Source organism: Desulfocurvibacter africanus subsp. africanus DSM 2603, assembly GCF_000422545.1.
Taxonomy (GTDB): Bacteria; Desulfobacterota; Desulfovibrionia; order Desulfovibrionales; family Desulfovibrionaceae; genus Desulfocurvibacter; species Desulfocurvibacter africanus.
This window is the reverse complement of sequence record NZ_AULZ01000035.1, coordinates 1-24,135: the sequence shown is the minus strand read 5'-3', so window position 1 is coordinate 24,135 and position 24,135 is coordinate 1. Positions and strand designations below refer to the sequence as shown.

The 24,135-nt window shown below is 63.3% G+C and carries 22 protein-coding genes; 10 read left to right on the top strand and 12 right to left on the bottom strand.

Annotated elements, in window-relative coordinates; all coding sequences use genetic code 11:
• Positions 1–255: 255 nt before the first annotated feature.
• From mrtJ to H585_RS0117440, 3 genes are all read right to left on the bottom strand, one after another.
• The gene (mrtJ, locus tag H585_RS0117450; RefSeq protein ID WP_014259112.1) at positions 256–717 is read right to left on the bottom strand and encodes a JDVT-CTERM system glutamic-type intramembrane protease MrtJ; all 462 of its coding nucleotides are present in this window, start codon (positions 715–717) and stop codon (positions 256–258) included.
• Positions 714–896, bottom strand: coding sequence for a hypothetical protein (locus tag H585_RS0117445; protein WP_027368770.1), 183 nt, complete (start codon positions 894–896; stop codon positions 714–716). The genes mrtJ and H585_RS0117445 overlap by 4 nt, the downstream gene beginning before the upstream one ends.
• Positions 897–1,005: 109 nt before the next feature.
• Entirely contained in the window at positions 1,006–1,503 is a 498-nt protein-coding gene (locus H585_RS0117440) for an MgtC/SapB family protein (RefSeq protein ID WP_027368769.1), read from the bottom strand.
• Between the two features lie 200 nt (positions 1,504–1,703).
• Between H585_RS0117440 and H585_RS0117435 the strand changes: the two genes are divergently transcribed.
• Complete coding sequence (locus H585_RS0117435; protein WP_014259115.1) at positions 1,704–2,333, top strand: peroxiredoxin; 630 nt, start codon at positions 1,704–1,706, stop codon at positions 2,331–2,333.
• Between the two features lie 78 nt (positions 2,334–2,411).
• Here H585_RS0117435 and H585_RS0117430 read toward each other — a convergent pair whose 3' ends face one another.
• The gene (locus H585_RS0117430; protein ID WP_014259116.1) at positions 2,412–3,047 is read right to left on the bottom strand and encodes a LysE family translocator; all 636 of its coding nucleotides are present in this window, start codon (positions 3,045–3,047) and stop codon (positions 2,412–2,414) included.
• 379 nt (positions 3,048–3,426) lie between these two features.
• Between H585_RS0117430 and H585_RS0117425 the strand changes: the two genes are divergently transcribed.
• Genes H585_RS0117425 through H585_RS23510 form a run of 4 tightly spaced genes read left to right on the top strand, consistent with a single transcriptional unit; the run spans position 3,427 to position 6,350 of the window.
• Positions 3,427–3,714, top strand: coding sequence for a DUF2325 domain-containing protein (locus H585_RS0117425; RefSeq protein WP_005986534.1), 288 nt, complete (start codon positions 3,427–3,429; stop codon positions 3,712–3,714).
• A gap of 32 nt (positions 3,715–3,746) precedes the next feature.
• Positions 3,747–3,992 (top strand): FeoA family protein, encoded by a 246-nt coding sequence (locus H585_RS0117420; RefSeq protein WP_027368768.1) that lies wholly within the window; start codon positions 3,747–3,749, stop codon positions 3,990–3,992.
• The gene (feoB, locus tag H585_RS0117415) at positions 3,985–6,159 is read left to right on the top strand and encodes a ferrous iron transport protein B (protein ID WP_027368767.1); all 2,175 of its coding nucleotides are present in this window, start codon (positions 3,985–3,987) and stop codon (positions 6,157–6,159) included. The genes H585_RS0117420 and feoB overlap by 8 nt, the downstream gene beginning before the upstream one ends.
• A 32-nt stretch (positions 6,160–6,191) precedes the next feature.
• Positions 6,192–6,350: a hypothetical protein gene (locus tag H585_RS23510; protein ID WP_169432904.1), complete on the top strand. Its 159-nt coding sequence runs from the start codon at positions 6,192–6,194 to the stop codon at positions 6,348–6,350.
• A 66-nt stretch (positions 6,351–6,416) separates the two neighbouring features.
• Here H585_RS23510 and H585_RS0117405 read toward each other — a convergent pair whose 3' ends face one another.
• The 4 genes from H585_RS0117405 to H585_RS0117390 form a co-directional block, all read right to left on the bottom strand.
• On the bottom strand, positions 6,417–7,574 hold the full coding sequence (locus H585_RS0117405; RefSeq protein ID WP_027368766.1) for a baeRF3 domain-containing protein: 1,158 nt from the start codon (positions 7,572–7,574) through the stop codon (positions 6,417–6,419).
• 457 nt (positions 7,575–8,031) lie between these two features.
• Positions 8,032–9,927, bottom strand: coding sequence for a hypothetical protein (locus H585_RS0117400; RefSeq protein ID WP_027368765.1), 1,896 nt, complete (start codon positions 9,925–9,927; stop codon positions 8,032–8,034).
• A gap of 338 nt (positions 9,928–10,265) precedes the next feature.
• The gene (locus H585_RS0117395; RefSeq protein ID WP_027368764.1) at positions 10,266–11,717 is read right to left on the bottom strand and encodes an FAD-dependent oxidoreductase; all 1,452 of its coding nucleotides are present in this window, start codon (positions 11,715–11,717) and stop codon (positions 10,266–10,268) included.
• Positions 11,718–11,735: 18 nt separating this feature from the next.
• A complete protein-coding gene (locus tag H585_RS0117390) occupies positions 11,736–12,899 on the bottom strand; it encodes a polysaccharide pyruvyl transferase family protein (RefSeq protein WP_027368763.1) in 1,164 nt (387 codons plus the stop codon).
• 779 nt (positions 12,900–13,678) lie between these two features.
• On the opposite strand from H585_RS0117390, the gene H585_RS0117385 reads away from it, so the two are divergent.
• Complete coding sequence (locus H585_RS0117385) at positions 13,679–15,394, top strand: PocR ligand-binding domain-containing protein (protein WP_244432608.1); 1,716 nt, start codon at positions 13,679–13,681, stop codon at positions 15,392–15,394.
• 137 nt (positions 15,395–15,531) lie between these two features.
• On the opposite strand, the gene H585_RS0117380 is transcribed toward H585_RS0117385, so the two are convergent.
• Complete coding sequence (locus H585_RS0117380) at positions 15,532–17,067, bottom strand: YifB family Mg chelatase-like AAA ATPase (protein ID WP_027368761.1); 1,536 nt, start codon at positions 17,065–17,067, stop codon at positions 15,532–15,534.
• A 271-nt stretch (positions 17,068–17,338) separates the two neighbouring features.
• On the opposite strand from H585_RS0117380, the gene H585_RS0117375 reads away from it, so the two are divergent.
• Both H585_RS0117375 and H585_RS0117370 read left to right on the top strand, forming a co-directional pair.
• Positions 17,339–18,070 (top strand): HD-GYP domain-containing protein, encoded by a 732-nt coding sequence (locus H585_RS0117375; protein ID WP_027368760.1) that lies wholly within the window; start codon positions 17,339–17,341, stop codon positions 18,068–18,070.
• Positions 18,071–18,194: 124 nt separating this feature from the next.
• The gene (locus H585_RS0117370; RefSeq protein ID WP_027368759.1) at positions 18,195–18,842 is read left to right on the top strand and encodes a 4Fe-4S binding protein; all 648 of its coding nucleotides are present in this window, start codon (positions 18,195–18,197) and stop codon (positions 18,840–18,842) included.
• Positions 18,843–18,943: 101 nt separating this feature from the next.
• Here H585_RS0117370 and H585_RS0117365 read toward each other — a convergent pair whose 3' ends face one another.
• Together H585_RS0117365 and H585_RS0117355 are read right to left on the bottom strand one after the other, a co-directional pair.
• Complete coding sequence (locus H585_RS0117365; RefSeq protein ID WP_027368758.1) at positions 18,944–21,298, bottom strand: GGDEF domain-containing protein; 2,355 nt, start codon at positions 21,296–21,298, stop codon at positions 18,944–18,946.
• A gap of 375 nt (positions 21,299–21,673) precedes the next feature.
• The gene (locus H585_RS0117355; RefSeq protein WP_027368757.1) at positions 21,674–22,879 is read right to left on the bottom strand and encodes a PhoH family protein; all 1,206 of its coding nucleotides are present in this window, start codon (positions 22,877–22,879) and stop codon (positions 21,674–21,676) included.
• Positions 22,880–22,919: 40 nt separating this feature from the next.
• Here H585_RS0117355 and H585_RS0117350 point away from each other — a divergent pair, with 40 nt between their 5' ends.
• Together H585_RS0117350 and H585_RS0117345 are read left to right on the top strand one after the other, a co-directional pair.
• Positions 22,920–23,570, top strand: a complete 651-nt coding sequence (locus H585_RS0117350; protein WP_027368756.1) for a class I SAM-dependent methyltransferase — start codon at positions 22,920–22,922, stop codon at positions 23,568–23,570.
• Positions 23,571–23,703: 133 nt separating this feature from the next.
• Positions 23,704–23,955 carry a hypothetical protein gene (locus H585_RS0117345; RefSeq protein ID WP_027368755.1) on the top strand — a complete coding sequence of 84 codons (252 nt, stop codon included), beginning with the start codon at positions 23,704–23,706 and terminating at the stop codon, positions 23,953–23,955.
• Here the strand turns inward: H585_RS0117345 and H585_RS0117340 are convergent.
• Positions 23,948–24,135: transposase (locus H585_RS0117340; protein WP_027368754.1), on the bottom strand; the 188-nt coding region annotated here is incomplete at its 5' end. The genes H585_RS0117345 and H585_RS0117340 overlap by 8 nt on opposite strands.

Sequence of the window (24,135 nt, the reverse complement as noted above, 5' to 3'; positions counted from 1 at the left end):
ATTTTGCTTTTGAAAATGCTCTGTAAGCCATGCGTCGGCATGGCTTGCCGCCGCGTAGGCGTAGGCGCAATTCACTTGCGCCGTCAACGCCGGAGTGGGCGTCTTAAAGGAATCTGCTCTAAGTAGTCATTACCGCGCGCGGGAGTCCGGCATCCAATCGGCGCGAAGCGCGATACATTCCAGAATACAAGGGGTCCAGGGGGCCTCGCTCCCTGGCGGGAGAGGGTCCGGGAGAGGGCAGCGCCCTCTCCCGGTTCAAGGCTGGTAAAAATAGAGCGCGTTGTAGGCGAAGTGCAGCAGCCAGCAGGGCAGCAGGCCTTTATGGCGATCCCAGGCCAGGCCAAAAGCCAAGGACGGCAAGAACGTGGCCAGGGCCCACAGGGGCGGATGCGAAACGAGGTGCAGCAAGGCGAAGGCTGACGAGGCCAGCAGGTTGCCGAGGCCGAGCAGAGGCAGAACCTGACGCTGCCCCAGGCGCACATTGAGCGTTTCCTGCAGGCCGAAGCGGAAAGCCAGCTCCTCCACGGCGGACTTGGCCGCCAGCCAGCCCAGGCCGAGAGCCACGCCGGGTTGCGGCAACAGCCAGGCTATGAAACCGGCGGCGAGCAGGACAAGGTAGAGCGGATCGCGCAGAAAAGACAGGCCCAGCAGGGTCGAGAGCAGGGCCTTGCCCCGGTCGGGCGCCGTTGCGGCCGGGGTCTGACGCGGAGCGATCATCCCAGGATGTCCGCGGCCTCGGCTTCGCGGCGGGCCAGCTCCTTTTGGTAGGCCTTCCAGCCCGGACACCAACGCGTGTGCCAGCGCCAGAAACGGGCCAGCAGCGAACTCGGGTCGGCCTCGGCGCGCCGCCGAAAGTAGCAGCGTTCGCAAGGGAAAGTTTTCATTCGCACAGCCATGGCTGCCTCGCAGGGGTTGCCGGTGAGTCGAAGCGCAATAGGGAAGCATGCGGCAGGCAGAAAAGCAAGCCCGCGTAGCCGGGCCAGACGTAAACGCCCGCGACGGACTTCAGCCGGGCGGCGGCGGTCCCTGGCGCTCGACCTTCTCGATATCTCCTTCGCGCTCCAGGGGCTTCCGCTTGAACCTGCTCACGACCCAGAAGGTCAAGCTGGCCACGAAACTCAGGGCCAGGGCGATCTCATACTCGCCCCAGGCCACGGCGCAGCCCATGGCGCCCGTGGCCCAGATGCCAGCGGCTGTGGCTGTGCCCCGCACGCTGCCGCTGTGCTTGAGAATGGCCCCGCCGCCGATAAAGCCGATGCCGGTAATGATGCCGTAAAACACGCGCGACTGAGCGTCCGCGCCAGCCAGTGCGCTGATTCCCGTAAGCATGTAGCCGCAGGAAGCCACGGCCACCAGCGGGAAAGTGCGCAAGCCAGCGCTGCGCGCATCGCGTTCGCGCTCCCAGGCGATGGGGAAGGCCAGCAGGTAGGACATGGCCAGTTTAGCCAAGTAGCCCAGGATCGCATGGCTTTGGATGAAGTCGGATATAGTCTGTGCGCTCATTTCCCGGCTCCGCAAAACATGCTAGTTTGAACCGTCACTCTCCAGAGTAGCATCTGAGGGCAGCATTGGGCAGGCCCATCGTCAGTGTTCATCTTTTTTCTTGGAAGCTTGACGAAAAACTCGGAGTATGGCTAAAGAAGCAACTATCGACTAAGGATGATTCTTAATTAGGTTTGATTCTATACAAGAGGAGGCTGAACATGAGCTGCGAAGTCCATCATATGGAGCATGCGGAAATCGCCAAGGTTGGTCAGGAAGTCAAGAATTTCAAGATGAAAGCCTACGACCCGACCGAGGGCGGCTTCGTGGATGTGGAGCTTGAAACCATAAAGAAGGCCGGCAAATGGACCGTGCTGGTTTTCTACCCGGCCGACTTCACCTTCGTGTGCCCCACCGAGCTGGCCGACCTGGCCGACAAGCATGCGGAACTCACAAAGATGGGCTGCGAGGTCCTGTCAGTGTCCACGGATACCGAGTTCGCGCACCTGGCCTGGCGCACTTCCGAGCGGCTGCTGGAGAACGTTCGCTACAAGATGGCCGCCGACCCCACGGGAGCGGTATCGCGCTACTTCGGCGTGTATGTGGACGATGCCGGCGTGGCTCTGCGCGGTACGTTCATCATCAGCCCCGAAGGAAAGCTGGTGGGTTCGGAGATCAATTTCCTGAACGTGGGCCGCGACGCCAGTGAGCTGATGCGCAAGATGCAGGCCAACATCTACCTCAAAGACCACCCCGCCGAGGCCTGCCCGGCCAAGTGGACCCCCGGCCAAAAGACCCTCACGCCCTCGGAGAAGATCGTGGGCAAGGTCTACGAGTCGCTGCGGGAGTAAAGGACGAAGCTGTTCCAGAGATAAAGGCAAGGCCGCTCCGAAAGAAATCGGGGCGGCCTTGGTTTTCTCATCAAGCGCTTATTCCTTGCCCGAACCCGAGACGGCTGTCAGCGCGCCCAGACCCAGGTAGACGCCGCCGGCAATCCAGCGCCCGCCCGTGACGACATGCCGCTTGCCGGCCAGCAGTCGGCCGGCCGTGGCCGCCGTGAGCGCGTACGCGCCATCTGCGAGCACGGCCAGGACCACGAAGACAAGCCCGAGCAGAATGGCCTGCGCAGCCACGGAACCACGTGCCGGGTCTGTAAACTGGGGCAGGAAAGCCAGATAGAACAGGGCGGTTTTTGGGTTGAGCAGCTCAACCAGGCACCCCTGGAAAAAGATGCGGCCCAAGGGCTCGGCGCGCATACGACAGGGTTCCTCGGCCTTGGGGCGAGCAAGCAGCGTACGCAGTCCCAACCAGATCAGGTATGCCGCGCCAAGGTATTTCAGCACGCTGAAAGCCAAAGCCGAGGACATGAGCAGGGCCGACAGGCCCAAACCGGCGGCGATCACATGCGCCAGACCGCCCACACCCAAGCCCAGCACCGAAACCAGTCCGGCGAGCCGCCCCTGGCTTGCGCTGCGGGCAATGATGTATAACATGGCGGGGCCGGGCATCAGGCTGATGGTCAGCGAGGCCGCGGCGAACACGGCCAAGGTTGTCAAGTCGAACATGGCGCGCTCCAGCTCTGGTAAATAGTGCTATATTATCTAACAGTTGCAGTGTGCTTGCGGCGCAATGTCGCGGCAAGCCCAAATCCAGGAAGCGTCAAACTTAGCATTATCCGGACAAGAACTCTAGGCAAGCCGCCTTTACACTGCCGACGGCAGCTCGCCGGGCTCAGCCCTGTCCCGCCCATGTTCTGCCAGCCACCTGAAGCGCCCTCTCTTGCTCTGTCTCACTTCTCTGTGTGAAGTGATCCGCCCTTGTGCTTGGACTGCAAATTACTTTTTTAAATCGGCCCATTTTTAGTTTGACATTGATAATCGTTATCACTAGTGTGCCCTTCAGCAACTCAATCATGTGCATTCGTCGAACAAGGAGCTTGCCACCATGTGCGCAGCGCTTATCGGCGGCATGAGCCGTCTGAAGAGAGAATACGCCGAGGCGGCCAAGGCCCTGGGAGTCACACTCAAGGTCTTCGACGGCAACGAGAGCTACATCGCGGATCGCATAGGCCAAACCGAGTGCCTGATCCTGTTCACGGGCAAGCTCTCGCACAAGGCGCGTTCCGAGGCCATGCGCCATGCGGTCAGAAACGGCATCCCCGTCCGGCAATGCCACTCGAGCGGCATCTCCTCGCTCCGGCAATGCCTGAACGACATAACGAACAATCGCTAAACCATTTGATGAACGAAAAAGGAGCCCATCGCATGACACGTTGTCTGCGCGAATTGTCCGCCGGCCAGCGGGCAGTCATCCATTCAATCCAGGCTAGCGGCGAACTGGGCCGGCGCATCCGCGACATGGGCCTTGTGCCCGGCGCGACGCTTGGAATCGTGGGCCGCGCCCCCTTGCGCGATCCCGTGGCCATCCGGCTCAAGGATTTCACCCTTACCCTGCGCAACAACGAAGCCGATCACATCATGGTCAAGACCGAGGAGATCGCCAATGGCTGAGAACGTTACCATAGCCCTGGCCGGCAATCCCAACTCCGGCAAGACGACCATGTTCAACGCCCTGACCGGCTCCCGTCAGCGAGTGGGCAACTATCCGGGCGTCACTGTTGAGCGCAAGGAAGGCTCCGTCATCCTGAACGGCTTGCACGCCGATGTCGTGGACCTGCCCGGCTGCTATTCCTTGACCGCCTACTCCATGGAAGAGCTGGTGGCCCGCAAGGTGCTGGTGGAGGAGCGGCCCGACGTGGTGGTGCACGTGATGGACGCCACGGTTCTGGAGCGCAGCCTGTACCTCGGCGTGCAGCTCCTGGAAATGGGCGTGCCCGTGGTGCTGGCCCTGAACATGATGGACGAAACCAAGAAACGCGGACTGCGCATCAACGCGGCCAAGCTCTCCAAGCTGTTGGGCGTGCCCGTGGTGGAAACCGTCGGCCGCACGGGCCAGGGCAAGAAGGAGCTGCTGCAGGAGGCCATCAACCACGCCAACCAGCGCAAGCGCCAGTGGCTGCCCCTTGAGTTGTCCTACGGCCCGGACGTGGACCACGCCCTGCTGGACATGACCACGCGCATAAACGCCGCAGGTCTGTTCACGGATCGTCAGCCCGCGCGCTGGACGGCCATCAAGTATATCGAGGGCGACGAGCAGGTCGTGGCCGAGGGGCGCAAGGCCGCGCCCGAGGTTTCCAAGGAGCTGGAAGCCATGGTCTCCAAGCTCTCGGATCACTGCCAGAAGACGCTCAACGCCTATCCCGACGCCATCATAGCCGATTACCGCTACGGCTTCATCTCCGCGCTGCTCAAGCAGGGCGTGCTGGAGCGCGACTCCCTGCGCGAGCGCATCGACATCACGGACAAGGTGGACCGGGTGCTCACGCACCGCGTCTTCGGCCCGCTCATCATGCTGGCCGTGCTCTACGGCATGTTCAAACTTACCTTCACTTTGGGCGAATACCCCATGGGTTGGCTGGAGGCGGGCTTCGGCCTGCTGAGCGACACCGTCGGAAACGCCATGGCCGAAGGCCCCCTGCGCTCCATGCTGGTCTCCGGCGTCATCGATGGTGTGGGCGGCGTCATGGGCTTCGTGCCGCTCATCCTGATCATGTTCCTTATGGTCTCGGCTTTGGAGGACCTGGGCTACATGGCCCGCATGGCCTACATGCTCGACCGCGTGTTCCGCATCTTCGGCCTGCACGGTTGCTCGGTCATGCCCTTCGTCATCTCGGGCGGCATAGCCGGCGGCTGCGCCGTGCCCGGCATCATGGCCACGCGCACCCTCAAGAGCCCCAAGGAGAAGCTGGCCACCCTGCTCACCGCGCCCTTCATGACCTGCGGCGCCAAGATTCCGGTCTTCGTGCTGCTCGTGGCGGCCTTTTTCCCGGAAAACGCCGCCATGACCATGTTCGCCATCACCATGTTCGCCTGGGCCATGGCCCTGCTGGTCTCGTGGGCCCTGCGCTCCACGCTGCTGCGCGGCGAATCCACTCCCTTCGTCATGGAGCTGCCGCCCTACCGCCTGCCCACCCTGCGCGGCGTGTTGACCCATTCCTTCGAGCGAACCTGGGCTTACATCCGCAAGGCCGGCACAGTGATCCTGGCTATTTCCATCCTGTTGTGGGCGGCCATGACCTACCCCGAGCTGCCCGCCGAGCGCGCTGCCGGATTCGAAACCATGCGCGAGCAGGCCGTGGCCGAGACGCAGACCATGGCGGACGCCGAGGCAGCTCTCGAAGAACGCCTGGTCGAGATCGACAACCGGGAAGCCCAGGCCGCCCTGCGCCATTCCCTCGCCGGCCGCGTAGGCGGCGCGCTGGAACCCGTGAGCAAGTTGGCCGGCTTCGACTGGCGCACCAACATCGCCTTGGTGGGCGGCGTGGCGGCGAAGGAAGTCATCGTCTCCACTCTGGGCACGGCCTATTCCCTGGGCGAAGTGGAAGCCGAGGAGGCCGAGCCGTTGTCCGAGCGCCTGGCCACCGACCCGCAGTGGTCCGCCATAACGGCCATAAGCCTCATCGTCTTCGTGCTCCTGTACGCGCCATGCTTCGTGACCGTGGTGGCCATGGCCAAGGAATCCTCCTGGCGCTGGGCCGCCTTCTCAACGATCTTCAACACAGCCCTGGCCTTTGCCATGGCCACGGCGATCTACCAGCTCGGCCGGCTGCTGTCGTAGCCCGCACGACCGCGCACGCAACGGAGGACACCATGAGTTCGAGGAGCTCCATCACATCCCGCGCCAGGCCGCGCGACTTCATCAAGGGCGCACTGCGCTTCGCGGACAGCCAGACGCAAGAGCAGGCAAGCGGCTCCCCGAAGCGCGAGGCCGGACGGGAACCAGCCCCGGACAAGCCTGACGTTGGATAAGCGATATGAAACGGGGAGGGCCCTTGCCCTCCCCGTTTGCATTTGCCGATGGAAAATGGAAAGCGATCAGAAACGGAAGACCGCCGCGATCTGTCCGCCCCCCGGAATCTCGCCCGGCGGAAGGGCATACACGGCCCCGCCCTTGAGCAGGGTCCAGGCCGCGGCGTAATCCAGCAGGTCCTGGTCGCCGGGTTGATAGGCTCCATGTATCTCCATGACCTGGGTATCGTTATCCATGCGGCCCCAGACCCGCACGCCTCGGGCCACGAAGAGTGAATCCACGCGGCCGTAGTAGGCGGCGGTGGCCACGGCCTCCAGCCTGTCGCTGGCCAGCCCGGTGCCCAGGAACTGGGCGAAGCGGTCCCGATTCTCCTGCACCTTGCGCGTGAAGATGGGCTCGACAATCTCCCAGGCCCGCTTGCGCAGATTTTCCGGGTCCACCCGGTCGGGATTGCCAGTCACGATAGCGTCGAGCAGATAAGGATAGGTATTGGCCGCCTTGTACACGGGCAGGACCTCCTCCACCCCGGCCAGCAGCAAAGGAGCTCGCTTGTCGCGCAGGAATTCATGGAGGCGCCGGTCCACTTCCTTCAGAAAACGGGATTTCTTATTTTCCGTGAAATTCGCGTCGGCGCCGCCGCTATAGAAAAACACCATGCGGCGATCGGCCCTGACATTGCGGCCTGGGCCAACTTCTGTGTGCGTTTTCTCGGTCTCGTCATGCCATAACGCCTCGGACATGCTCTTGGGCATGCCGTCCACCTCGATCTCCTCCGATCCATAGCGAGTGCAGCGATAGAGCCGCACATCGTTGTCACTCAGGGCCAGCATGTAGAAATGGCCGCTGCCGCGAAAATAGGGAAAGACCTGCTTCAAGTGGAAGCGGTCATTGATCGCGGCCAAGTCAACGAACTCCAGTGGCAGCTTGAGGGCCATGAACATGCTCTCGGAGCGGAACAGGGCCAGGCCCGTATCCATGAAGTTCCAGAAGGTCGGATCGCCCTGGAGATCGGCCGCCGGCTTGAGGAATGAATCCACATCGCGCATGCCCCGGCTCTGGAGTTCCTCCTTGGCCTGAGCCAGCAGGTTCTTGAAGCGGATGGAGTCCTGCTGTGTCTCCGGGCCTCGGCGGTGCGTAGGCATGTATATGGAAACCTTGACCGGGTCAGGATTTTCCAAGAGCAGGCGCAGATCTTCGAGAGTCAAGGCGGTGCGGTGCTGCATAGGGCCTCCTTGCCGTTAGAGTGCATTCCGGCTGACGTGGCCGTTCTAATGCCTGAAAGCCGGGATTCAGATACTACCGGAAATTCACGGCAAGGCAATGTCGGCGCGGGCATGGACATGAAAGCCCATGCCCGGCAGGGTCGTTATAGCGGGAATCGCAAGGCTTTTGGGGCTCGCTTGCAAACGACGCGGGAGTGGAGTTGGCGTCCATGAGGAGCTAGAGCATTTTGCTTTTGAAAATGCTCTGCAAGCCATGCGTCGGCATGGCTTGCCGCCGCGTAGGCGTAGGCGCAATTCACTTGCGCCATCAACGCCGGAGCGGACGTCTTAAAAACAATCTGCCCTAAAGCGATACTCACATGAAATGCGGAGTCCCGGGGCCCATGCTCCCTGGTGGTGGGGTCTGGGGAGGAGCGAGCCGCTCTGGCAGGCAAAGCCCTTCCCAGCTCTTGCGCACTCAGCTTCGAATCTGGGCTGCTGGCTTGGGCAGGGGCAGGTCCACGCGCTCGTGGCCGTAAAGATAACGCCGGGCCTCGGCGAAGGCTCCCAGCACGAAGAGGGATGTGGCGACCTCGCTGCCGACGATGATGCGCGTGGGTGTGCGCACCAGGGTCCATTCATAGGCCCGGTATGGATGACGCAGCCCCTCGCCCAAGGCCTGTCGCATGACGGACAGGCCATAGGCGATGAGCCCGTCACGCCGGGGCTCGTGCTCCAGAAGAACCAGGGCCAGCACGGCCTGGGCGGCATCGAAGGGATTCACCGTGCGGCCCAGCAGTTCGCGGCGGCAGTAGTCCAGGCCGATCTTGCGGATTTCGGCCAGCTTGCCTTCGGGATCGAGCACGGCCTTCTCCTCCTCGGGAATGGCCTTGAACACGTCCCAGACCCGGCCGGCGTAGTGCACATAGGTCGGAGGCAGGTAGAAGCGCACGGCCGATTCACGGCGAAAGTTGCCGCTCTTGAAGGCCCGGTGGTGGAACTCGATGAAGCGGTGCACGGTTTCCAGATTCTGGCCGGACAGGGCACGCCAAGCATGACGGTTGACCAGGATGGCCTCGAGGATGTCCATGTTGTGGCCCGGGCAGATCTCGTTGCCCAGGGCCTCGCGCACCACGCTGCCGTCGGCCTTGCGGAATGGCTTGTCGAACCACAGGGGCACCGCGCCGAAATAGTCCAAGGGCCGCGTGGCCTTGTTGGTGGGCGGGTTGGTGGCGTGGCCCGAGCCCACCTGGTACTCGCTGATGATCTCGATCCAGGGATGGTTCAGGAAACGCTCGCAGGCCGACTTGAGTTCTGGATCGGCCTGCAGGCCAAAGTTGCGTAAAAAGAGCAGCCACTTGCGGGCCATGGACAGAGCCAGAAATGTCGTATCCACATCGGGCACGTAATCGCCGAAGCCGAGCTTGCGCTTGAGTCTCCAGTGGCGGCGCGAGAGCTTGCACAGCGGCTGCCCGCGCGACCCAACAGGCAGACAGGTAATGGCCGGATGGCGGATTCCGCCCGTGGGCGAGACGAGTTCCTCGCTGCTCGTGACCACGATGTAGCGCACCAGGCTTTCGAGCACGGCCGCGATCTTGCGGAACTCCTCGGGATGCACATGGTTCTTGACCGCGCGCGTGTACAGCAGCTCGAAAAAGATCGCATCGTAGAAGGCCGTGCGGTGAGTGATGCGCCCAAGCTTGCGCAGAGGCTCGGCCAAGCCCTTGTAGGGCTTGCGCATGAGGCGCAGTTTGGCCGGACAGGCCATGAGGAAGCAGCGCAGCAAGGCGAAGAGCAGCGTGGCGTTCTGCTGTTCAAAGGAGCCCAGGCCGGCGAGGATGTCCAGAAATGCCTCGCCGCTCAGGGTGTCGTCGCCCGACAGGGAAGCCTGGGCGTGCACCGGAAACCAGGGATCCTGTTTGTCCTTGTCCCACACGCGAAAAACGTGACGCGCAAGGCAATTCAGGGTCTCGTCCAGCTCAGCGCGGGACATGTCCGCGCGGGGAGCGGCCATGGTTTCGCGCAGCTGCCAGCGCGGCGGAACGACCTTGTCCAGCAGCTCGGCCAGGGGCGCGAACGTCTCGCGCACCCAGACGCGGTTGCGCCAATGCACGGGCGTGGCGTTCAGCGCCTTGCGCAGCATTTCATGATAGCGGCCTATGCGGGCCATGGGCAGCAACGGATGACGGCAGCCGCGCAGCACGAACAGGCGCAGCAGCGGATGGCGCAAGGACTTGCGGTACAGGAGCCGGAGGTGCTTGCCGGGCTCGGCCAGGGGTTCCTCCGGGCGCAGCACGGGCTCACAGACATCGTAGATGCTGGCGTAGGCCTGGGGGGCCGGGGCGAGGCGATTGATCAACTGCGTCAGGCGCATGGATGCTCCCGTGGTCCTGTGCGGTGGTATCCGACATCGCCGCGCGGGGCAAGGCATGTCCTTTCCGCTCAAATCCGGATCGTCATCGTGGAATATAACCAGGCTCTGCTCGTCCGCACAAGGAATTCCAGGCGCTTGGCGGACGCCGAACGCTCTCAGCCTCTGCCCTGTAAGCACGGTAGCGGGCAAAGAGCGTATAGAGCATTTTGCTTTTGAAAATGCTCTGCAAGCCATGCGTCGGCATGGCTTGCCGCCCCGCAGGCGTAGGCGGAATGTAATTCCGCCGTCAACGCCGAAGGGAGCGTCTGAAATGCAAAATGCTTTAATGTCTGGCTGATTCAGGGCTCGGCCACAATCTCCCTGTCTGACTTGATGTCCAGCGCTGCTCCCTGCCTGGCCAATTCGGCCTGCACGGCGCCTGCCGGCACGAAGCGTGGAGATTTGAGTTCTCTGGCGGCCAGGGCCGCGCACACGCCGGCGGCATGGCCCGTGGCCATGGCGATGGGCATGACCCGGTAGGACGAGTGGGCCACGTGCGTGCCCGATATGCAGCGCCCGGCCATGAGCAGGTTGTCCACGCCCTCCGGCAGGAGGCAACGCAGGGGGATGTCATAGGCCTCGCCCGCGGGTACGCGCTTGAGCGTCGTGCCCTTGCCGGTGGGGCTATGGATGTCGATGGGGTAGGTGCCGCGCGCCACGGCGTCCGGGAACTTGCGCGCCGAAAGGATGTCTTCGCCCGTGAGCTGGTAGTCGCCCCGGATGCGCCGACCCTCGCGCACGCCGACCATGGGCGCGCTCTGCAGGATGTAGGCGCGCTCGAAGCCCGGCACGTAGCGGCGGAAAAAGGTCGTGATCATACGCATCTGCCGCCGGCCTTCCATCTCGGCGCGGGTCAGATCGAAGACGTTGGTTCCATGCACGTTGACCACGCGCGTGGAATTAACCAGCAACTCGCGTTCGTGCGGTGTGCCGAAAAACAGGATGTCCTCGCGCGGCAGATCCAGATCTCCGGCCCTGGCGGCCTGCTCGACGAGTTCCCACAGGCCATGCACGCCGCGCCACTGGCCCGGGTGCGCCTTGACGTAGTTATCAAAGGCAATCCGCTCGAACTCGGCCAGGCGGAACATGAGCGTCATGGGCTGAACCAGGCCGTCCTCCTTGCGCCCGGTTTGATAGCGCGCGCCAGCCATGGCTGCGATGTCGCCGTCCCCCGTGCAGTCAACGACTGTCTTGGCGCGCACCACCATCGGGCCGGCCTTGGTCTCGAAGACCACGCCCCCGAGCCGGTCGGTTTCCTCCTTGCGCCACACGCCGCTGGCAAAGGCGTGTAGCAGGAGCCTCACGCCCGCTTCATCGAGCATGTCCTGGGCCACGATCTTGAAGACCTCGGGATCGAAAGGCACGGTGTAGCCGGTTGCGAGCGAAGGCGCGATGGCCCCGCCCTCGCGTACGAGCCGTTCCACGAGTCGGGAAGGCCAGCCGGCGAAGACCTGCTCGCCCGGGCCGTGGTCCGTGGGGAAGAAGGTCGTGGCGCCCGGCAGGGTAGTCATTTGGCGCTGGGTGCGGTCCGAGGACCATAGCGTGACCAGTGCCGCCGTGGCATTGCCGCCCAGAAAACCATAGCGTTCGGCCAGGACCACATCGGCCCCGGCGCTGGCCGCTCCCAGGGCAGCGCCCAGGCCGGAAGGGCCGCCTCCGACCACCAGGACTTCCGTGTCGGCCGCGACCATGGCCTGGCGAGGCGGCAGGCTGACGTGCGTGACGGATGCTGGACGTGCGAGCGGCGGCATGAATCTCCCCCTGAAATGTTAAATGGCGCAACGCTGGGCCTGGCGGTCCTGGTCCCTGCTCTCCGGCAGCGACCGGGCAAGCTCCACGAGCAGCCGGTTGTTTTCCCTGGCACGCTCCTGAAGCTCGGGCAACGTGCTCTTGATGTGCTCGCGCAGCTCCTCACGGTGATCCCAGTTATGGTCGATGTGTGCGATGAGCCGTCCCGCGTTAACGAGCTTGATCGGCGGCGTCTCTATGTGCAGCTCGCTCAGGAAGTCCTGGACCTTGGCCGAATAGGGCAAGGCCACGAAAGGTACGCCCTGCAAGGCTGCAAAAATCAGGAAATGCAGACGCATGCCCACGGCGAAGGTGAATTGCTTCATGATGGTCATGATCTGTCCGGGTGAATACTCGCCTTTGAGAACCGAGGCCCGCTGCGGCCGCAGCATCTTGGAGACCACGGCGTGGGAGTGCTGCATGTCGAGTACACGCTGTTCCATGGGCACGAAGACCACCTGGGCGTCGTAGCGGTCTATGATGAAGTCCGCGGCGTCCGCCAGCAGGGCATGGTAGAAGTCGTGGTCGATGTCCGGCGCTGCCGGGCCCGGCTCGCGCACGGACATGCCCACCACGCAGGGGCCGTCTTCCAGGCCGATGCGCCCCAGCTCGCCCTCGGGCAATGGCTCGGGCTCAAGCAGCAGCGCGGGATCGGCCGTGACGATGATCTCATGCTCCACGCCCGTGTGTTCCAGAGTGCGCTTGGCCCCGCGTTCGCGCACGGTGATCAGCCTGGCCTGGTTCAGGGCCTCGCGCACGAGCTGCTGAGCCGAGCGAGTCTTGAGCGGCCCGGCGCTTACGGCGTAGATCATGACCGGCACGCCCATCTCGTGGGCGACCTGCACCTCGCGCAGAAATATCTCGGCTTCGGTATCGAACAGGATGCCGCCTCCGCCGAGAATGAACAGGTCCAGGCCGCTCATCACCCGGCAGGCCTCGCCGCGGGTCATCTCGCGCACGGGCACGGCCTCGTCCACGCGCTGGCGGCGCAGGGTGTCTTCGGGGTTGCGCGAAAAGACCGTGATCTCCACGGACAGCGATGCCCGCAGTTGCGCGACGATGGACTGGAGGATGGCCTCGTCGCCCATGTTCAGCCCGCCGTACGAGCCGGAAATGCCCACCTTATAAGTCCTCTGCCCTGTCATGCGGCGCTGCTCCCGGCGGCCGGCATGCGCCGCCCGTTACGTTGCCCCCGCCGCAAGTACCCGTCTCCGAGGCGCGCCGAATACGTTCCGCCGATCCGGCACGCCGAAACCCCACGATTGTTTATAGCAGAAAAGCGAGTGCGTTGAGCAATGGTTTTTCTCTCCGAGGCGGCCGGAACTCTGGCAGACTAGCCTTGCCTGGAGGAGCCGCCCTTCCGCAAGTCACGCGTAACCGCGCGCATCCGCATCCCGTTGCTGAGAACCGTATGGCGACTTCGCTGCCCACGCTTCCGATCGCCCTTACTGGTAAAATTACTGCAGCTTCTCCCCTCTGTTTGTCTCTTATGAGTAATCATTTGGAATTGCTGCCAAACCGATTGCGAAGTCCTTCGGCCGTTTTCTGATTTTTTGGATATTGCAATACGATCCTCCCGACAATCTCCCCCGGGACAAATCCTCAGACCTTGGGAAAGCCTCGCCCCTCAGAGTTTAGTCACCCATGGCATATGGAATGCATTACCAAAACCCTGCAAAACTTTCTTCTTGCTACCAGATGATGCATTTTTTGATTGATGGCACCTAAAGGCCATTATACTGTTCCCATGGGAATTAAATTGGCATGCAAATTCAGTAGGCACTCACGCAAAAGGTTCCGCATGTGCAAGGATTGTCGAACGCGGAAACAGCTTCTAGCGGCATTGAGGCAAGCTGAAGCGAAGATCAGTGAACTCACCGCAGAGAAGGAACGTTATGCGACCCTGGCTGGTACGTTCCGTGGCATGAGCTTTCATGGCGGACAGATTACAGGAGAGAAAAGCGAATTCGCGGCCGAAATCCACGATTGGCTGAACGCGCAGGGCGAGCTTCCGGATATCGACGGCTGTGGACAGACTCAAGATGAGTTAATCAAGGCCAAGGATTTCCTGGAAAAAGTTCTTGATGCAGTCGGAGATCCGATCTTTGTCAAAGACAGCAAGCACCGGCTCGTGCTGGCCAACGCGGCCGAGTGTTCTCTGACCGGCAGGCGGCGCGAGGAGCTCCTGGGCTACACGGTAAGCGACTTTTTTCCCGAGCCTTTAGCTGAGATCTTCTGGAAAATGGATGAGCTGGTCCTCAGCACCGGCTTGCCTCAGATATTCGAGCAAATAGTCCCCGACGTCGGGGGCCGGCTGCGGACATGGCAGACCAAAAAAAGCCTGTATGTCGATCCATTCGGTGAGAAGTTCGTCGTCGGGATCACCAGGGACGTTACCGAGTCCAGACAGGCCGAGGAAGACCTGCGCAAGCGGCTCATGACTCTGACACAACCGTCGGACGACAAGGCGATCACCTTCGAAGCCCTGCTCGACCTCGAAGATCTCCAGCGGGTGCAGGATGCCTTCAGTGATATCTCGGGCGTCGCCTCGGTCATCACCACGCCGGAAGGCACGCCGATCACCAAGCCGAGCAATTTCTGCCGCCTGTGCAAGGACATCATCAGGAACACCGAAAAAGGCCGCGCCAATTGCTTCCATTCGGACTCGGTGATCGGCCGGCAAAACCCAGGCGGCCCCATCATTCAACCCTGTCTGAGCGGTGGTTTGTGGGACGCAGGGGCAAGCATCACCGTGGGCGGCAAGCATGTGGCCAACTGGCTGATCGGTCAGGTCAGGACCGAAGGGCAGGACGAACGCCGACTGCTCGATTATGCCCAGACCATTGGGGCCGACGAAGAGGAATTCGCGCAGGCCCTGCGGGAAGTCCCGATCATGTCCCAAAAGCGCCTGGAAAAGATCGCTCAGGCCATGTTCGTGCTCGCCAACAAGCTGTCCCTGCTGGCCTACCAGAACCTGCTGCAAGCCAGGCTCCTCCATGAACGCGAGCAGCGCGAGGAGCGCCTGCGCGCGTCGCTCAAGGAAAAGGAGATACTGCTCAGGGAAGTGCACCACCGGGTCAAGAACAACCTGCAGATCATTTCGAGCCTGCTCAGCCTTCAGTCGAGCAAGGTCCTCGATCAATGGGCCCTGGATCTGTTCCTGGAGAGCCGCAACCGCATCGCGGCCATGGCCCTCGTGCACGAGGAGCTATACAGCGCGGGCGACTTCTCGCGGGTCAGCTTGAAGAAATACCTGGAGAAGATCGTTCCCCGGCTGGCCAATCCCGCAAGCAAGGAAAACGGCCCGGCCTGCATGCTTCAGTTGGAGGAGGTGGAGCTGTCCATCGAGAAGGCTGTGCCGTTCGGCTTGATCATCAACGAACTCGTCACCAATGCCGTGAAGCATGGCTTCAGGGAGTGCCAGGAGGGTGAGCTTCGGGTGGGAGCCCACTTGGACGGGAGCATCCTGACCGTGATCGTCGCCGATAATGGACCCGGCCTTCCGCCGGACTTCGATCTCGGAAGCTCTGAAACCCTGGGCATGCAGCTCGTGCTCGGCCTGGCAAGACAGATTCGCGGCACCTTCCAGGCGCAAAACGCATGCGGCGCCACATTCACTCTGGCCTTTCCGCTCGACTGAACAGCCGCGCGTGGACCGTCAGCGCGCCTGCCCTTACCTGAAAAGGATGCCGAGACTTACGAGAATACGTGCGGCAACGCCCAGGGATACGACTCTGCCCTGGCAGGTCGGTTCGGCGCGTGTTTCTGTTACCCCGCCTAACTCGTCACCTGTCTGTCCATGCTGCGGTAGTTGATGGCCTCGGCCAGGTGGGCGACTTCCAGCCGCTCGACACCGGCCAGATCGGCGATGGTGCGGCCGATACGCAGAATGCGCGTGAAGGCCCGCGCCGACAGGCCCAGACGGCGCACGGCCTGTTCCAGGAAGGCGTGCTCGGCTTCGCCCAAATGGCAGAAGCGCTCCAGGAGCCGGCCCGAGAGTTGACTGTTGGTCAAAAGCGGCAGGCCCGCGTAGCGCTCGGCCTGCACCTTGCGGGCGGCCAGGATGCGCTCGCGCATGGACGCCGAATCCGAGCCCTGACCCACGGCGCGCAACTCCTTGTAGTCCACGGCCGGAACCTCCACGTGCAGGTCGATGCGGTCCAACAGGGGACCGGACAGCCGGGAGCGGTAGCGCTGCACGGCCATGTCCGAGCACGAGCAGGCGTGGCGCTCGTCGCCCAGATAGCCGCAAGGGCACGGGTTCATCGCCGCGACGAGCATCAGGCTGGCCGGGTAGCACAGGGATATGGCCGCGCGGGAAATGGTCACCTGGCCATCTTCCAGGGGCTGGCGCAGGACCTCCAGCACGTGCTTCTTGAACTCGGGCAGCTCGTCCAAGAAGAGCACGCCGCAATGCGCGAGCGAAACCTCCCCCGGCCTTGGGTAGTGGCCGCCGCCGATGAGCCCGGCGTCGGAGATGGTGTGGTGCGGCGAACGGAAGGGCCGCGTGACCATGAGCGGCGTGTCCGGCGGCAGGCTGCCCGACACGGAGTAAACCTTGGTGACCTCCAGGGCCTCCCCGAAGGACAACGGCGGCAGCACCGTGGGGATGCGCCGGGCCAGCATGGTCTTGCCGCTGCCTGGCGGGCCGAGAAACAAAAGATTGTGATTTCCGGCCGCCGCGATCTCGATGGCCCGCTTGGCGTGCTCCTGTCCCTTGACCTCCGAGAAATCCAGCAGAAAGCGCTCGTGCTCGCGCCACAAGGCCTGCAGGTCGCACACGCACGGGGACAATTCCTCGTGCCCGAGCAGATGGCCGACCACCTGGGCCAGGGACGCGGCCCCGTACACCGGCAGCCCCTCGACCACGGAAGCCTCGGCCGCGTTGGCCTGGGGCAGGATGAGCCCCTTGGCGTCCTTGGCACGGGCCAGGGCGGCCATGGACAGCGCGCCGTGCACGGGTTTGAGTCCGCCCGTGAGGGAAAGCTCGCCTGCCAGGTGCCAGCCGTGCAGCGCCTCGGTCGGGATGATGCCCGCCGCGGCCATGAGGCCCACGGCCAGGGGCAGGTCGTAGGCGCTGCCTTCCTTGCGCACGTCGGCCGGGGCCAGGTTCACGGTGATGCGCGCGGGCGGGAGCTTGTAGCCCGAACTCTTGAGGGCCGAGAAGGCTCGCTCCTTGGCCTCGCGCACCGCGCCCTCGGCCAGCCCGACCATGACGAATGCCGGCAGGCCCTGCCTGGAGAAGTCTATCTCCAGGGCCACGGGCAAGGCGTCGATGCCCATGAGGGCGGATGTGGCGATGGTGGCGATCATGTTTGCGCGTGGTGCTCGTGCATGGTCAATGTTCAGAGGATGCGTCCTGGATATCCATAATTCTTCTAAAATACAAATGAATCAGTCATGCTCTACCTCCATGACGATATTCTTCCTCGTCGCACGGGAAGGGCATCCGCCTGTATTGACATTGAAAATCAATATCATTTATATACCGTTGACTTTCCGGCTTTCAATCCTGTTTTGCGAGCCGCGTGCAGGCCAATCCGCAACGCGACGCGCCCTACTTGCGACATACGCGGAGAAGTCCATGCTGAAGAATGTCTATGCGAGTCAGCTCAACGCCCTGCAAAGCACCAGATCCGCGAAAGCGCGAACATCCGGGCTGCTGAATGCAAAGGTTGCCGCCGCATGCGCCGTGAGCTGCCCCGTCACCGTAACCACCCTGATCCATCAGTTGGCCGAATCCCTGGGCAACGCCGTGGACGCCAAGGACCCGTACACCCTGGCCCACTCCGAGGAGGTGGCCGTGGTAACCCAGACCCTGGCATTGTCCATGGGTTTGCCGCCCGCCAGCGCGGATCTCATCCACGTAGCCGGCCACCTGCACGACCTGGGCAAGATCGGAGTGCCCGATGTGGTGCTGCGCAAGCCCGGGAAGCTGGCTCCTGACGAGTGTCTGCTCATCAAAGCCCACCCCGGCATCGGCGCGGACATTCTCAGACCCCTGGACTGCCTGCGCGACTCGGGCATCATGGAAATGGTCCTGCACCATCACGAGCGCTTCGACGGCCAGGGCTACCCGCACGGCCTGCGCGGGCAGAGCATCCCCTTGGGCGCGCGCATCATCACCCTGGCGGACAGCCTTTCGGCCATGCTCCAGGCCCGGCCGTACCGTCCGCCTCTGGAGTTCGACGAAGCCGCGAGCGAAATCGAGCGCTGCAGCGGGAGCCAGTTCGACCCAGAAGTGGTCCAGGCCTTCATGGGCAACAAGGACAAGGTCCGGACCCTCGTTCATCTGTACCGCACGGCCATGGCTTGACCGGAAATCCCCGCCCAGCGCCCAGGCCGCCACGTTCGTAGCCGCACCGGGCATGGACATTGTCCGTGATGTGCGTCACGTCCCTCTGGACACGCATGCGTTATGCACGTTCAGGAGGAAAGCCATGCAGCGTGAGGACTGGTCCAAAGGATTCGTGATCGAGGCCTGCAGGGGTGTGCAGGCCTGTCCCCACAGGGCCGTGGACGGGGCGAAGCTCGCTCGCGGACTGCGGCAGGCTCTTGAGGCGCTGTCACCGGCCGAGCGCATCAAGGCCAAGCTGGGGCCTGCCGGAGTGATCCGGGCTCACGACTGCTTCCGCGTCTCCCTGTCCTGCTGCCCCAACGGCTGCTCGCGGCCGCAGATCGCCGACATCGGCTTCATCGGCGCGGCCGAGGTCGTCGTCACGCCCGAACCGTGCCACCAATGCGGCGCGTGTCTGGAAGCATGTCGCGAGAATGCCGTCAGTCTGGACGCGCAGGGGCCGATCCTAGATGAAGTACTCTGTGTGCGCTGCGGAGCCTGCGCCAAGGTCTGCCCTTCCGACAGCCTGGCCGTGAAAGGCACGGGCTGGCGCGCCATGCTCGGCGGCCGTTTGGGCAGACATCCGAGGCTCGCGCAGGAGTTGCCCGATCTGCTCACCGAAAGCGAAGCCGTGGCCCTGGCCGTGCGCTGCCTGACGCTTCACCTGGACCAAGCCCGTCGCGGCGAGCGTTTCGGCGCGCTCCTGGAGCGTTTGGAGCCGGCCGAGCGCGGGCAGCCAGGGTTGATCTAGGATAAAAAATAAGAGCCGGGAAAGGGCTCTGCCCTCTCCCGGACCCACTCCCGCCAGGGCGTAACGACGCCCTGGACCCCGCGTTTTAGGGCCGTATCGCTCTAGCTTTCCGCGACTGCCGCCTCTTCATTCTTCTCCCCGCAGCCCAATGGCGAGCGCCGGTCACGCGCCCACGAGTTGCCGGGCAGGGTCTTGGCGAAATTCTTCATTTCCGCCGCGCGACGGCCGATGGAATCCAGGCTGCACTGGCCCAGGCAGTCCACAATGGCCAGGGATACGCTGACCAGGGGAAAGTCGGTTATGCGCCCCGAGCGGTCCTTGGCCGTGACGTAGCCGCGCTCGCGATCGTCGCTCGGGTAGTGTCGGCGCACATGGCGGCCGAAGCAGCGGGCCACGGCCTTGCAGACGCGCTCGGCCTTCTCGGGCCGGGTCACCAGCACGAAGTCGTCGCCGCCCACGTGGCCCAGGAAGTCGCCGCTCGCGCCGTGTCGGCGCATGGCCCAGGCCGTGATGCGCGACAAGAGCAGGATCACCTTGTCGCCCTCGGGAAAGCCATAGGTGTCGTTAAAGGCCTTGAAGTTGTCCAGATCGGCGTAGACGATGCTGAATGTCCCGCCCGCTGCCGAGCGCGCTTCCAACTCGCGCTCTATGCTCACGTTGCCCGGCAGGCCCGTGAGCGGATTGGCTCCCTTGGCCATCTCCACCTGCACCAGGGCCAGGGTGTCCAGGATGCGCTGCACCGAGGCGATGCCCACATAGCGCCCGCGTTCCGTGACGATGATGTGGTCGTAGATCTTGAACTTCTCCCGGCTCATGGCCTTGCGGGCCACGACTTCCACGGGCGTGTCCGCCTCGGCGGCCAGGGGCGTGGGGTCCATGATGCGCGTCACGTCGCGGTGCGAGTAGAGCGACAGGCCATATGGCGTGCTCAGGGCCCGGTCCAGGTGATGGCTCATGACCAGCCCCTTGGGCAGCTCCCCATCCACCACGACCACGGCGCTGATGGCTTCGCTGCCGTGCAGGAGCTGTCGGACCTCGTGCACGGGCGAGTCCGGCGTCACGGTCTGGGCCGGCTCGGCGACATCGCGCAACGGCAGGGAGCACTTGAGCTCCAGGCTGGCCAGCACCCCACGCGACACGCCGCGTCGGGGCAAGACCGCGATACTCAAGGGCTTGGGCTGGGCGGGCCGGGCGAGGTGATAGCCCTGGCCGTAGTGCACGCCCATGTGCATGAGCGTGGACAGCTCGGCGGGAGTTTCCACGCCCTCAGCTATGAGCCGGCAGCCGATCTTGTCCGCGAAGGCCACGAAGGTTTCCAGTAGGGCGCGCTTGACCGGGTTGGTGTCGATGTTGCGCACCAGCGACATGTCAATCTTCAGGTAATCCGGGCGAATTTCGGCGATGGACCACAGTCCCGAGTAGCCCGTGCCCACGTCGTCCACGGCCACCTGATAGCCCTGACCCCGGTAGTGCTCCAGGGTGCGATGAAATAGCGTAAAATCCTTGACGCAGTGGCGCTCGGTGATCTCGAAGACCACCTGGCGCGGAGACATGCCTTGCTTTTCCAGCAGGCCGAGCGTCTCGCCGGGCGAGAAGTCGGGCGAAACGAGCGTGCGCGGATGGATGTTCAGGAAGAGCTTCTGCTCGGGCCCAAGGCCGTCCAGACCGCGAATGGCCGCTTCGCGGCAGGAACGCTCCAGTTGAAAGACCTGGCCCACTTCCTCGGCAAAGTCGAAGAGCACCGACGGGGAGTGAAAATGGCTGTCCTTGGGCCCACGAGTCAGGGCTTCCCAGGCATCGATCGCGCCCGAGGAAAGGTTCACGATGGGCTGGTACACCGCGCCCAGGCGCTGGCCTTCGATAAGCTCCCGGAACTCGCCCATAAGCGCCAGCTTGCTGCCGTCGAGTTGGCCGCGCGCCGTGCGCTGGGCGTCGCACAGGGCCGCGTATATCGCGCCCTCCAGCGAGCCGCGCCGTGGCAACGACAGGCGCGCGCAGCCCGTGAGCACATCCAGGACCTGACCAGACAGGCGTAGCGACTCCCGCTTGAGCGCACCCTTCAGGTGCAGGCGGAAAGCGGCCAGTGAGGCGGGAAACTCCTCGCGGCAGGATTCAGGAGCCGCGCAGAGGACGATAAACGAACCCGGCTCCAGGCGTTCGTGAAACTCCAGGGCGCAATCGCGCAGAAATTCCTCGGACATGGCCGACAGTTCGCGCTCCATGAGATTGAGCAGCGCCTGGGCCACGTCCGCGCCAAGCAGGCTGCGGAAGATGGAGTAGTTGTCGATCTCGAAGTAGAAAAGCCAGAAGCCTCCACCCTCATCCAGGACGGCCTCGATCTTCCGGCGCTCGTTCTGGCGCAGGAAGCCGAAGTTGTGCGGCGTCCGGGCATGCTCGTGCATGTTCCGGCCGGCGGCGAGGGGGACGGCGGAAAGGCTGCGCATGGATTCCAGCATACAGGATGGCTCCGGCATGCGCCCGGCCATGCCGCTGGCGGGCGCGCGGGGTTGCAACAGGCTCTACATGGCGGCCAGGATCAACGCCTATGGTTTGGCTTGATTATACGCACGGCGCAGGACCCTGTAATGTCAGAACAATGATGGCAAGGTTACGATTCAGCGTCCGGGCGCACTGGAAGCGTCACCGCCCGGGCGGCGGTCGCCGGGATCAACATGCCGCCCGGAACCGGCCCAGTTCAGCATGGCCAACGGATTCCCCCGGTCCGAGACGAACAGGTTACAGAGGGATCATTTTCGCGGAGTCTTGGCCAAACAAGACCCGGCGAGGAAGCACCGCTCCTCGCCGGGCCTTGCGCGTCACGATTCGTAACCCTACAGCCCGGACTTGATGACCAGGTCCGTGATGGGTCCGCGCGACTTCTCGCCCTTGAGCACTAGGTGCGCGTAGTTTTCCGCGCCCTTGAATTTCTTGACCAGCCAATTCAGGCCGTTGTTCTCCTGGTTCAGGTAGGGATGGTCCACCTGGCGGATGTCGCCCAGGCAGAAGCACTTTACTCCCTCACCCATGCGCGAGAGCAGCGCCCGGCACTCGGAGCGGGACATGTTCTGCATCTCGTCGATGATGACCACGGCGTTCTCGATGGTCATGCCTCTAATATAGTTGAGCGGCAGGAGTTCGAACTTCTTAGGGTCGAACTTGGGCGGATACTGCTCCGCGTCCAGGAACAAGCGGTTGGCCGGGCGCGTGGCGTGCAGCTTGGACATGAGGTCCCCGACGTAACGCGTGTACGGCTCCATCTTCTCTTCCACCCCGCCGGGCAGGTAGCCAAGCTTCTGGCCGATCTCGATCATGGGCTTGACCACGTAGATCTTGCGCTGCTCCTTGCGTTCCAGCACCAGGTGCAGGGCCGCCGCGAGCGCCAGGAAGCTCTTGCCGTAGCCCGCCTCGCTCTGGATGGAGACCACGTCGATGCACGGGTTGGTCAAAAGCTCCATGGCCAGGTTCTGGTAGACGTTGCGCGGAGTGACGTTCCAGACCTTGTGCTGGTAGGAGACGGCCTTCTCCTCGAAATGCCCCTCCTCGTCCCGACCCCAGAACACGGGCTTGCCCTCCTCCCAGAAGAAGCAGTTGGGCACGCGCTCCTCGCGGCTGGCCACGAAGCCGGTGAAGTACTCGGCGTCAGACTTGAAGGGCACGGACTCGCGGTAGAATTCGCTCTTGATGCCCCGCTTGGCGGCCAACAACTGCAAGATCTTGTCGTTGGTGACCAGGATGGGCTCGGCGAGGCCGCTCCTCTGCACCTCGTCCAGGATGTAGCCGTCCACCAGATCCTGGAACGGTTCGGCCACCTTGTCCGTGTCCAGGACGACATACTTGTCCCTGTCCTCAAGCAGTTTCTTGACCACCTTGGCCGCGATGTGCGCCAGCCGGGCATCCTTCTTGAGTTTGTTCAGCTCGAGCAAAACATGGTAGGGCACGAAGACATCGTTCTCGATGCCGTTGCGCAGCTTGCGTATGCATTCCGGGTCTTCGAGCAGGACGTTGGTGTCCACGATGAACTGCTTGCGCTGATCCATCCGCTCACTTTGCTCCTTGTAGACGTGACGTGGGGAACACATGAGACGAGTATACACGGGAAACAGGGCGGACGGCTACCAGAGCATCGCCCCAATTTATGACCTGTCCACGAGCTGGGCGCTCGCGCCCCTGCGACGGGAGATGCGCCGCCTGATCCTGTCCGCCGGATACGGCGCAGCGGGTCGCGTGTTGGATCTGGCCTGCGGCACGGGCGTGCTCATGGCCATGCTCCGGCGACGGGGCGTGCGGGCTCTGGGCGTGGACCTGTCCTCGGCCATGCTGGGCAAGGCCCGGCGCAACGGCCTGACCGGCAGCCTTGCGCGCGCCGACGCGACCATGCTGCCCGTGCGGGACGCGAGCGTCGATTGCGTGTGCCTTGTGCTCGCCCTGCACGAGAACACGCGGGAAGACCAGGACGCCATGCTGGGGGAAGCCCTGCGCGCCCTGCGTCCCGGCGGCAAGCTGATCCTGGCCGACTGGCTTACGCCGCGCGGCGTCGTTGCGCAGGCCGCGCACTGGCTCATGCATCCGGTGGAGCGAGCCGCTGGCAGGGAGCATTACAAAGGATTCCGGGAATTCCTGCGGGCAGGAGGCCTGGAGGGCATCCTCGCGCGGCATGGTTTGGTTCTGGAATGTCTTGATCGCCGTTTCCTCGGAGCCCTAGGTCTGGCCGTGGCCAGGCAGGCCTGAGAAACGCTACCGCGCGCCGGTGACGCTTGCGTTACGACTGCGCGATGGCCGGAGGCGGCGCGTGCGCCATGCGTCAAGATAAGATGCCTCCGGCGGCCGGAGGGAATCATCCCCCCGGACTCCCCGCATTTTCATGCTGATCGGCAACGAACTGCGCGGGTCCAGGGAATCGCATCTCCTGGCGGGTGAGGGTTTGGGAAAGGGCAGCGCCTTTCCCAGGTCAATGCAAGCCGTTCTAGAGCAGATTGCTTTTAAGACGCCCGCTCCGGCGTTGACGGCGCAAGTGAATTACGCCTACGCCTACGCGGCGGCAAGCCATGCCGACGCATGGCTTGTAGAGCATTTTCAAAAGCAAAATGCTCTAGGGCCTGTTAACGCTATCTGAGCGCCTCTACAATTAGTGCCAAGGTGAGAAAGCCAAGGTACATGACATCGAGCTTGTCGTAGCGGGTAAAAATGCGCCTGTAACCTTTGAGTCGTCTGAATAGACGCTCTATCTCATTGCGCTTTTTGTACAGCTCCTTGTCATATTCCCAGGGTTCCAAGCGATTGGGGTTTGGAGGAA

Excerpts from the sequence above, each read along its gene's own strand:
- mrtJ (WP_014259112.1), bottom strand. The coding sequence starts at position 717 with ATGATCGCTCCGCGTCAGACCCCGGCCGCAACGGCGCCCGACCGGGGC.
- H585_RS0117445 (WP_027368770.1), bottom strand. The coding sequence starts at position 896 with ATGGCTGTGCGAATGAAAACTTTCCCTTGCGAACGCTGCTACTTTCGG.
- H585_RS0117440 (WP_027368769.1), bottom strand. The coding sequence starts at position 1,503 with ATGAGCGCACAGACTATATCCGACTTCATCCAAAGCCATGCGATCCTG.
- H585_RS0117435 (WP_014259115.1), top strand. The coding sequence starts at position 1,704 with ATGAGCTGCGAAGTCCATCATATGGAGCATGCGGAAATCGCCAAGGTT.
- H585_RS0117430 (WP_014259116.1), bottom strand. The coding sequence starts at position 3,047 with ATGTTCGACTTGACAACCTTGGCCGTGTTCGCCGCGGCCTCGCTGACC.
- H585_RS0117425 (WP_005986534.1), top strand. The coding sequence starts at position 3,427 with ATGTGCGCAGCGCTTATCGGCGGCATGAGCCGTCTGAAGAGAGAATAC.
- H585_RS0117420 (WP_027368768.1), top strand. The coding sequence starts at position 3,747 with ATGACACGTTGTCTGCGCGAATTGTCCGCCGGCCAGCGGGCAGTCATC.
- feoB (WP_027368767.1), top strand. The coding sequence starts at position 3,985 with ATGGCTGAGAACGTTACCATAGCCCTGGCCGGCAATCCCAACTCCGGC.
- H585_RS23510 (WP_169432904.1), top strand. The coding sequence starts at position 6,192 with ATGAGTTCGAGGAGCTCCATCACATCCCGCGCCAGGCCGCGCGACTTC.
- H585_RS0117405 (WP_027368766.1), bottom strand. The coding sequence starts at position 7,574 with ATGCAGCACCGCACCGCCTTGACTCTCGAAGATCTGCGCCTGCTCTTG.
- H585_RS0117400 (WP_027368765.1), bottom strand. The coding sequence starts at position 9,927 with ATGCGCCTGACGCAGTTGATCAATCGCCTCGCCCCGGCCCCCCAGGCC.
- H585_RS0117395 (WP_027368764.1), bottom strand. The coding sequence starts at position 11,717 with ATGCCGCCGCTCGCACGTCCAGCATCCGTCACGCACGTCAGCCTGCCG.
- H585_RS0117390 (WP_027368763.1), bottom strand. The coding sequence starts at position 12,899 with ATGACAGGGCAGAGGACTTATAAGGTGGGCATTTCCGGCTCGTACGGC.
- H585_RS0117385 (WP_244432608.1), top strand. The coding sequence starts at position 13,679 with ATGAGCTTTCATGGCGGACAGATTACAGGAGAGAAAAGCGAATTCGCG.
- H585_RS0117380 (WP_027368761.1), bottom strand. The coding sequence starts at position 17,067 with ATGATCGCCACCATCGCCACATCCGCCCTCATGGGCATCGACGCCTTG.
- H585_RS0117375 (WP_027368760.1), top strand. The coding sequence starts at position 17,339 with ATGCTGAAGAATGTCTATGCGAGTCAGCTCAACGCCCTGCAAAGCACC.
- H585_RS0117370 (WP_027368759.1), top strand. The coding sequence starts at position 18,195 with ATGCAGCGTGAGGACTGGTCCAAAGGATTCGTGATCGAGGCCTGCAGG.
- H585_RS0117365 (WP_027368758.1), bottom strand. The coding sequence starts at position 21,298 with ATGCTGGAATCCATGCGCAGCCTTTCCGCCGTCCCCCTCGCCGCCGGC.
- H585_RS0117355 (WP_027368757.1), bottom strand. The coding sequence starts at position 22,879 with ATGGATCAGCGCAAGCAGTTCATCGTGGACACCAACGTCCTGCTCGAA.
- H585_RS0117350 (WP_027368756.1), top strand. The coding sequence starts at position 22,920 with ATGAGACGAGTATACACGGGAAACAGGGCGGACGGCTACCAGAGCATC.
- H585_RS0117345 (WP_027368755.1), top strand. The coding sequence starts at position 23,704 with ATGCTGATCGGCAACGAACTGCGCGGGTCCAGGGAATCGCATCTCCTG.